Annotated in this window: 8 protein-coding genes and 1 pseudogene; 5 read left to right on the top strand and 4 right to left on the bottom strand. The window is 40.4% G+C overall.

The genetic code is table 11. The annotated features are described in order from the left end of the window. A partial coding sequence (locus I8752_RS29840) for an ISAzo13 family transposase (RefSeq protein ID WP_214435823.1) occupies nucleotides 1-496 on the top strand: 496 nt, incomplete at its 5' end. Nucleotides 497-522: 26 nt separating this feature from the next. After that, a pseudogene (locus tag I8752_RS29835) lies at nucleotides 523-2,313 on the top strand (type IA DNA topoisomerase); the annotation flags it as partial. 20 nt (nucleotides 2,314-2,333) lie between these two features. Here the strand turns inward: I8752_RS29835 and I8752_RS29830 are convergent. Together I8752_RS29830 and I8752_RS29825 are read right to left on the bottom strand one after the other, a co-directional pair. Beyond that, entirely contained in the window at nucleotides 2,334-2,639 is a 306-nt protein-coding gene (locus I8752_RS29830; RefSeq protein ID WP_214435822.1) for a hypothetical protein, read from the bottom strand. A 109-nt stretch (nucleotides 2,640-2,748) separates the two neighbouring features. After that, the gene (locus I8752_RS29825) at nucleotides 2,749-3,699 is read right to left on the bottom strand and encodes a ParM/StbA family protein (RefSeq protein ID WP_214435821.1); all 951 of its coding nucleotides are present in this window, start codon (nucleotides 3,697-3,699) and stop codon (nucleotides 2,749-2,751) included. 717 nt (nucleotides 3,700-4,416) lie between these two features. On the opposite strand from I8752_RS29825, the gene I8752_RS29820 reads away from it, so the two are divergent. Beyond that, entirely contained in the window at nucleotides 4,417-4,575 is a 159-nt protein-coding gene (locus I8752_RS29820) for a hypothetical protein (protein ID WP_214435820.1), read from the top strand. An 85-nt stretch (nucleotides 4,576-4,660) separates the two neighbouring features. Here the strand turns inward: I8752_RS29820 and I8752_RS29815 are convergent, their stop codons facing one another. Further along, nucleotides 4,661-5,146, bottom strand: a complete 486-nt coding sequence (locus I8752_RS29815) for a hypothetical protein (protein WP_225895998.1) — start codon at nucleotides 5,144-5,146, stop codon at nucleotides 4,661-4,663. An 83-nt stretch (nucleotides 5,147-5,229) separates the two neighbouring features. Continuing rightward, a complete protein-coding gene (locus I8752_RS29810) occupies nucleotides 5,230-5,727 on the bottom strand; it encodes a hypothetical protein (RefSeq protein ID WP_225895997.1) in 498 nt (165 codons plus the stop codon). Between the two features lie 123 nt (nucleotides 5,728-5,850). Between I8752_RS29810 and I8752_RS29805 the strand changes: the two genes are divergently transcribed. Then, nucleotides 5,851-6,645, top strand: a complete 795-nt coding sequence (locus I8752_RS29805; RefSeq protein ID WP_214435819.1) for a ParA family protein — start codon at nucleotides 5,851-5,853, stop codon at nucleotides 6,643-6,645. Next, nucleotides 6,645-7,784 (top strand): ParB/RepB/Spo0J family partition protein, encoded by a 1,140-nt coding sequence (locus I8752_RS29800; protein ID WP_214435818.1) that lies wholly within the window; start codon nucleotides 6,645-6,647, stop codon nucleotides 7,782-7,784. Before I8752_RS29805 ends, I8752_RS29800 begins: the two co-directional genes overlap by 1 nt. Nucleotides 7,785-8,080: the final 296 nt, after the last annotated feature.

The following is an 8,080-nucleotide window of genomic DNA, read 5'->3' as shown; positions in this document are numbered from 1 at the left end:
GGTAAATGTTGGTATTGACCACGATACTGCGGAGTTTGCAGTCGAGTCTATTCGTCATTGGTGGTACTCAATGGGAAAACAAGTTTATCCCAGCAGTGAGCATCTAATGATTACGGCTGATTGCGGTGGTAGCAATAGTTATCGCTCACGATTGTGGAAACTGAAGCTACAAGAATTAGCAACTGAAACTGGTAAAAATATTCATGTGTGCCATTTTCCTCCAGGCACGAGTAAATGGAATAAGATTGAGCATCGCTTGTTTTGTCACATTACCCAAAACTGGAGAGGTAGACCATTAACCAGCTTACAAGTTGTGATTAATCTAATTCGCAATACTACCACCACACAAGGATTAGAAGTTGAGGCTAGATTAGATCCAAATCTCTACAAAACGGGAATCAAGGTTACAGACCAAGAGCTTGATACTATCGCAATCGAACGAAATTCTTTTCATGGTGAGTGGAACTATATTATCAAACCCAAGCTGGTCACTTAATTGTTCAAGTTATTTTTACATAACTCCTAAAGAGTGCGATCGCTAAAGCAAGAAAACTCGACTTCAACTTAGTCGGTGCAGGATTGTGCCGAGATTGCCTGGACAAGTTGGTAGGCTACAAAGGCAGTCCCCTGGTATGGGCATTGAACAACGGAGCCAAAAGCGTTGGCAGAGTCCAAAGCGCTACATTACATCTAATTTGCCAACGAGAAAGAGAAATTCAAACATTCGTACCCCAAGACTATTGGAATGTTTTTGTTGATTACGCTGAAGGATTCCGGGCTTTTTACAATGGCACAACTGATTCAAGCCAACAAGCACAACAGCAAGAAGCCGAAACTAATGATGATGCTTCTGTTAATAAAGAGCAAGTAACAGAGAGTAAGCGTGTTTTAGAAGAAGCCCTTGCCATCAGGTTAGTCCAACAAGCGCGGCAGTATCCCCATCATGTTGTCCAAGTTGAAGGCAAAACTGTTTATCGTCAACCGCCACCACCATTTACCACTTCTACGCTTCAGCAAGCAGCTGGTTCCAAACTGAGATTCTCTCCCGATAAAACCATGCTCCTGGCTCAAAAACTTTATGAGGCAGGGTTAATCACTTATATGCGGACAGACTCAGTAATATTAAGTCCTGAATTTTGTGAGAGTGCGCGTCGGTGGTTAGAGCAAAACGATCCAGCAAATGTGCCACAGCAAGTAGCAAAACACCGCAGTAGCAAAACGGCTCAAGAAGCCCATGAAGCTATTCGCCCTACAGATGTTTTTCGACCGAGCGCCCAGTTAAGGCAGGAAATACCAGATGATGAATTCAATCTGTACGTGATGATTTGGAAGAGAGCCCTAGCTTCTCAATGCAAGTCTGCTCAATTACGCAAAACTCAAGTCATTACCTGTTCAGGTAATCTGTTATGGCTGGCTAAAGGACAAGTGATTGAATTCTACGGTTATGCGCGGTACTGGAATAATCTCAGCAAGGATTCGATCTTACTTTCAGTGCAACAAGGACAAGCTCTAACTTTAGAAAATGCTGCACACGAGAAGAAAAAAACCCAACCACCACCACGCTACAGCGAACCTAAGTTGGTTCAGCTAATGGAACGCAAGGGAATTGGTCGCCCTAGTACATACGCCCCTACTGTTGCTACTCTCAAAAAACGCGATTATGTTCAGTTAGTCAAAGACAGCCTACAACCCACAGCTTTAGGTTTAGAGGTTGATATGTTTTTACAGAAGGCTTTACCCGATTTGCTCGAAGCCGAATTCACTGGCAAGATGGAGGATGCTTTAGATGCTATCGCCCTTGGCAAACACTCTTGGCAGCAGTATCTCACTGCTTGGAATCAGGATTACTTTGTCCCAGCACTCTCTAAAGCCAAAACTCTAGTTATTCCTTCATCTGGCAGCAAAGCTGCTGTTGAGCGCAAATTTGAAACTTCTAGAACTAAATGCCCTACATGTAATAATTTGATGTCTAAAATCCCCAGCAGCAAGCTTAAGAAAAAGTACTTCCTCAAATGCACTAGTGGCTGTGAGAATGTCGTCCTGTTTTGGAGCGATCGCACTAAGTCTTGGTCTGCACCTGTTAGTAAAGAAGCTGAAGTTAAACAAAAGCCTCCTGCTCAGGTCACATCATATCCTTGTCCTGTGTGTAAACAACCCTTAGAAGAATACAGTTATACAAAGGATGGGCAAAAAAAGACTATGCTGCGGTGTTCCAATCCACAATCCCGCCAGGATAAAAAACATCAGGATGTGGCTTACTTGCATACCGCCAAGGGTTGGTGGAATCCGAAGTTTGGAGACTTAGCCCATTGAACTAGCTGTATTAAAAAAGCCTATAAATCAAAATCAAGGGTAAACGTGACGCTATCAGAATCAAGTTGAGTTTCTTGTGGAGACAGAATTTTGTCAAGCTCATCCGGTTCATTTTGGACAGTAGTAATTGGAGTGAAACCACCTGTGTGAGCAACTAGTTGTTGTACCGGGAATGCACCCTTTTTGAATGCAAAATAGCAATCGATGATGAAGTAAAGCGTCTCCAGATAACTTTTATCTAATTGTTGTGACTCCTTGAATATACGTTCTCGGTAACTGTCTTTTATCCTAACTTTCTCTGGGGCTAAGTCTGGTTTGTCTGCCATTGTCATCACCTCAATATCAATTCGCAATTCGCAATTAAAAAACTAGATGCAGCAAGGATTTTAGAGGTTAAATCTGTTTCACGTTCTGAGTGAATTGATATCACTTATTTCATGTGCTTGCTGGATTCTTTTTCATAATGGCTTTGGCCATTTCTAGAAGTCCATTTGCATTTGCTTCCACTGGATTGTCCAAAATCTTGAAACCGTTCTTCTCTAATAGCTTCCTAAATCCAGGTAACAAACAGCCTCCACCAATCGCCCAAATTTCATCCCCTTGGTGTTTGGCATCTAGTGTCAGATTTACCACTTTTTTCAAGTATCTTTCGTACCAATCTTTTAAACACGCAAGGTAGACATCTTTTATATCTATGTCGCGGCTGTATTTGGTATGTCCCATTTCTAAACAAAACCGAATCTTCGATGCATCGCCAACTTTCCCACCATTGAGATGTTTCATCTTTTGAGAAATGTCATCTATGAGAACTTCTACACCCGTAGGGTAGGGGGTGTGAACTTCACGCTTGCCTTGGTAGTAACGAGAATATAGAGTTGTACCGTTGCCAAAATCTAAAACCGTTAACTTTGCCGGGAGTTGTTGCCCAAATAATGCACCCATTCCTTCGGGGATCGTCTTGAGTACTTCTACTTTGACTTCTGAAAGATTGCCTGCAAGTATTGGCTGATATTCTCCATTAAGTACTCTCTCCAACTTGGAGGTCAGACTGACATCGTGTAAGCTGACAACTAACTTCAGATGCCAAGCCTTACGATGTGGCAGATGTGCTAATGCCCCCAACAAAGTCAACAGCGCATTGTTGACTTTGTTTTCGTTATCATCTGTGTTGCGCTCAAAATGATAACCCGCACGAAATGCTGATTCTCCTACTGTGTAAGCACTACTATTGAAAACTACTCTTCCTGGTACGTCCTCCATGTCCATTGTGGAAATATAACTGGGGACACGAACAACTCCAAAGCCATCGACCAGAAGTTTCACGCTTCCATAGCCGTTATCAAAGCCAGCAGCAAAAATTTTTTGTAAGGTGTGGACGTTCGACATAGAGATCAAATCAATACGGTTGGTTTAATAAACTTATCTATTTAGGTGAATTGTGAAATTGAGCTAAACCGGATGAACAACATAGAATAAAATTTACACAAAGATTTTCCTGTTCTCCTGTACTATATTTTTCCTCTAGCATGAAGAGCTTATCATATCTGGGTTGGGTGTCAAATGGGTTACAAAATTTTCATTAGCAAAAAATACCCTAAATAACACCTATATATATCTCATATAGGTGTTAATTTGTCACTAATTTTCTTAGTTAGTATTGAGGTATATATAGCCCCCATGTGTACCCCATAAAATTTTTCAAATTTTTATCTTTATCAACAATTTTTGAGTTTTTAAAATTTTTATCACAACAGAATTCACTAGCTACGATCGGAATTTTCTAATTTAATTCTCAACTGCCGTTAGTAACGCAGCAGAAATTAATTTAAATTATTCGCTGGTTGCTTTATACTCTGCTACTAGTTGGCGTTGCATCTCCAGACTCGATTCCAGGGCACTTACCAGGAATAAAACCAAGAGCCGTATCAATAATATTTTTGACAAAACCGAGATATTTAAGTGCTTTCGCCCTTCAGGGCGAGCCTCGACGGCGCTTGGATTTTATTTTTTGGATCTTCCAAAAGAGTCTGTAGTACAAGAAGTTTGCCACCAAGACTTGAACAATTGCTTAGGCTTGCTGCACCTCTACAAAGGTAAGTTCTAATGTTGCGCTTTGGATTTAAGAGCGAACGCAAGCTGGCAACAAAACAAGTTGCAGAACTACTCAACATTAAACCAGCAAAGGTTAATCATATTCAGCAGCAGGCAATGAAACTTTTGCGGTGCGAACAAGACAAAATTCAAGAGTATTTGGTTGGTTGAACAATGTGCTGAAAATGTTCTCAGGCATCCCCGATTGATTTCGTCTCTAACTGTCGTTTCTCATTACTTAATTAGATTCGAGTTACTACTTGCCAACAGGTTCAGCTTTCTCTACTGAATTATCGTTTACACCCAAGGTCAATTGCAAAGGAGTTCTGGATGGGTACGCTTTCACTACCTGTCGATAAACTTCATAGTTAGTAGGTAGAGTTCTCTGCTGACCACCCACTTCATAGCTAATTTCGTATTTCACCGTTTTCTGCAATTCGGGTTGGCCTGCCTCTTGTTGAGGTTTTTTGCGCTGTTCCACTTCATCAACACCGGGTCGAGCTGGCAAAGTCGGCCACCATAGTCCTCGGTCATCTGGCCCAATAACTGCTCCTGGTGGTTTCAAACCATTTCGATTCAATACTGAAGTACTAGCAAAAGTTTCAATGCGTGGTTGTGGTTCATTAGTTAAATTATTGGCATACTTCACTTGCCAGGTATAGCTGGTAAGTGCTGTCGCCTCATATTGTTGTGTGGTTAGATTAGTGCAACTGATAAGTGCCACCGCTGTTAGTACAGTCATTATTGAAGGTAAAAATGTCAGCTTTTGCATTATTTCTAAGTTGATCTCTGCTCCCAAACAATTTTTGAGATGAACGTGCCCGATCATTGCTCCCAAGGTGAAGGAATCGCCGTTTTGGAAAGCACTTCCCCTGTATTCAGTTTAATAGCCGTCTTTTCACAGTTCGGGCATTGAACTGGAATTTGGATTATTGAAGGTCGTCCCTTATATTCTCCTATTACAGGCTCACCCGTATACTCGCAAATTATTCCTTGAAAACAATGCCAGCACTCGAAGATAATTCGGCTCACTGGCTTGTCGCAGTCTAGGAATTTTATGTGTTGAAAACGCTCCGCTGACTCTAACTTTTGGGTATGAGGTTTCGATGCCTTTTGTGATTTATACGCTTGCTCTGGGTTAACAGATGTGTCAGCGATCGCATCCTCATTTTCTTGTAGCTGCGTTAGCTCATTAGGATTTGAGACGGGCTGGTGTTGGGGTGATTGCTGAATTGTTGGTTCATCAGCTGAATTTGGGTTATATTGTCGCTGAGAATTGTTTGATTTACCCTTTAATTTAGATTGTCGCGGGGTAGATTTCATCTTAAACCCTCTTTAAAAAACTGGTGTTTCTTACTTGGGAAAATATCGAAATAATTTATCTGTTACGTGGAATAACATTATTCCACATGTTAAACTCACCAATGTCATTTTTGTATAAAGCCCATGCAAGTTCGATTAGCATTGCTCTCGAACGCAGGTGGCAGCGGCAAAACAACTCTCGCAGTTCACCTAGCTTATCTTGTAGCAAAGGCAGGATTTCGCGTTGCCTTAATTGACTTAGACCCTCAAGGCTCAGTTTCTTTATTTTGTGGTTTACTACGTCCTAAAAGTAACCAAACTATAGCAGCAGTACTTCAAGATAATTTTCAAGGAGATTGGCCATTGGTTCAACTTTGGCAAGAACATACACAAAACGTGGAAGCTTGCCAGGGAGAAATGGGGCTGATTAAAACTATTAACGAACTAGTTTTACACGAGCGAGGAGCTTACCTTTTAGGAGATCGTTTAACGGATTATCCCTTGCCTCATGATTTAATAATTTTTGACTGTCCTGCTACTTTAGGCCCATTGCCATTAATTGCCCTGTCAGCTTCTACACATTTAATTGTCCCAATTCAAGTAGAACCGAAATCTACAGATGGTTCCAGTAAGTTGTTGGAATGGGTATATCACACTTGTCGCCGCTTAAGACTAAAGCCCGATCCTCAAATCCTAGGCTTTGTACCTAATCAATACGATCAGCGGCTTGCCATCCATCGAAATATTTTGTCTCAATTAATTCCACAGCTAGAAAAATTGAAGATTGAAACTTTCAGTTCCATTCGTTTTTCATCCGAATTTAAAAATGCTAGTGGGTTAGGAGTACCGTTACATTTATATCGTCCCAATCACCCTGCTTGTGACGATTTTTCTCCTATCGTGTATAAATTAGTTGAGCTAATCAAGAGTGAGGGTTAATGATTAAAAAAGTTGGCATAGATATTGCAAATATGTTCTCTGGTGCTGAATATTCTCAAGAAGTTCACGAACTTAGAGAAACTATTGATAAACTTCAGGCAGAAATTAATCAACTACGCTCAACAGAGACTCAGGAACTAGAAACAAAGATTCAAGAGTTACGCGAACACTTGGTTCCATCAGGTGTATTAGAAGTAAAGATAGAACTGATCGATCGTAATCCAGAACAACCACGCCGAACTTTTAGTGAAGAAAGTATAAATGCTATTTCCCTTTCGCTAAAATCTGATGGACAACAAGAACCCATAATTTTAATTGAGCGAAATGGGCGTTACCTATTGTTTGATGGGGAGCGGCGTTGGCGAGGTGCTACAAAATTAAACTGGACAACTCTAAAAGCTGTAGTTATCCCTCAACCTGAAGCTCTACACAGACGAGTGTTGCTGGCAAATTTACATAGGGAAAATTTAAATCCATTGGATACAGCAGAAGCACTCATTAAAGAAATTACTGCTCAAACAACTCTAAAAGCTGAGGATGTTCCCCGTAGCTTGAGAGCCGGAGTGCGCCGAATAGAGCGTCAAGGAAATATGGTTAAGCTAAGTGAGCTTGTTTTAGCGAGTAGAGAAATTCAGCAAGAACAATTATCAATAATAGGGCTAGGAGAAGAAGAACAAATAATTTTTAGCATTTTACTCTCTCTGCAATTAAATCCAGCTTCTGTCAGTACTAATATTTTTCCAATGTTGTCATTACCTAATGATTTGAAGCAGGCTATAAGAGAGCAAGGCTTAGGTGGCATCCATGCTCTGGCGTTAGCACGTTTATCTGCAAAAACATTAGATATTTCAGAAGCAGCAGCAAAAAAACTACGAACTCAAATAGTTAAGCAAGTATTACAGGAAAAACTTTCAGTAGCTCAAACACGCAAACTTGTAGCGGTAGAAGTATCTAATTACACTAAAAATGATGGATCAAACCCAAAGAAAAAGCAAGTAGAAACAATCATACGTCAGGTGCAAGAAATACCTTTACTTAATGTAAAATCAACACAACTATTACAAATGAGAGAAGTATTACGGAAGAAATTGTTAGAGATTGAATCAGCTTTGAAGCAAGAAGATGGCAGCGATAGTTGATATTTTCTAACACCGAGTAAATAATCTACTTTGTTTAATAGAGAAATTCAGCATAAAGGCATTGAAATACAGCAAATTGCAGGTAAATGAGGTACAATAATACCAGTACATCAACTCTTAAAATGAAAGCTTACTCAATCGACTTGCGAGAAAAAATAGTTTTGGCTTACTCACAAGGTGACACCTCAATCAGGAAGGTGGCTAATAGATTTAGTGTAGCCAAAAGTTTTGTACAAAAACTTCTCTCCATGAATAAGACTCAAGGTCATGTACAACCCAAACAACAAGGTGGAGCA

Source organism: Dendronalium phyllosphericum CENA369 (assembly GCF_016056275.1).
Classification (GTDB): Bacteria; Cyanobacteriota; Cyanobacteriia; order Cyanobacteriales; family Nostocaceae; genus Dendronalium; species Dendronalium phyllosphericum.
The sequence above is the reverse complement of the archived record's forward strand: the minus strand, read 5'-3'. Positions and strand labels throughout refer to the sequence as shown.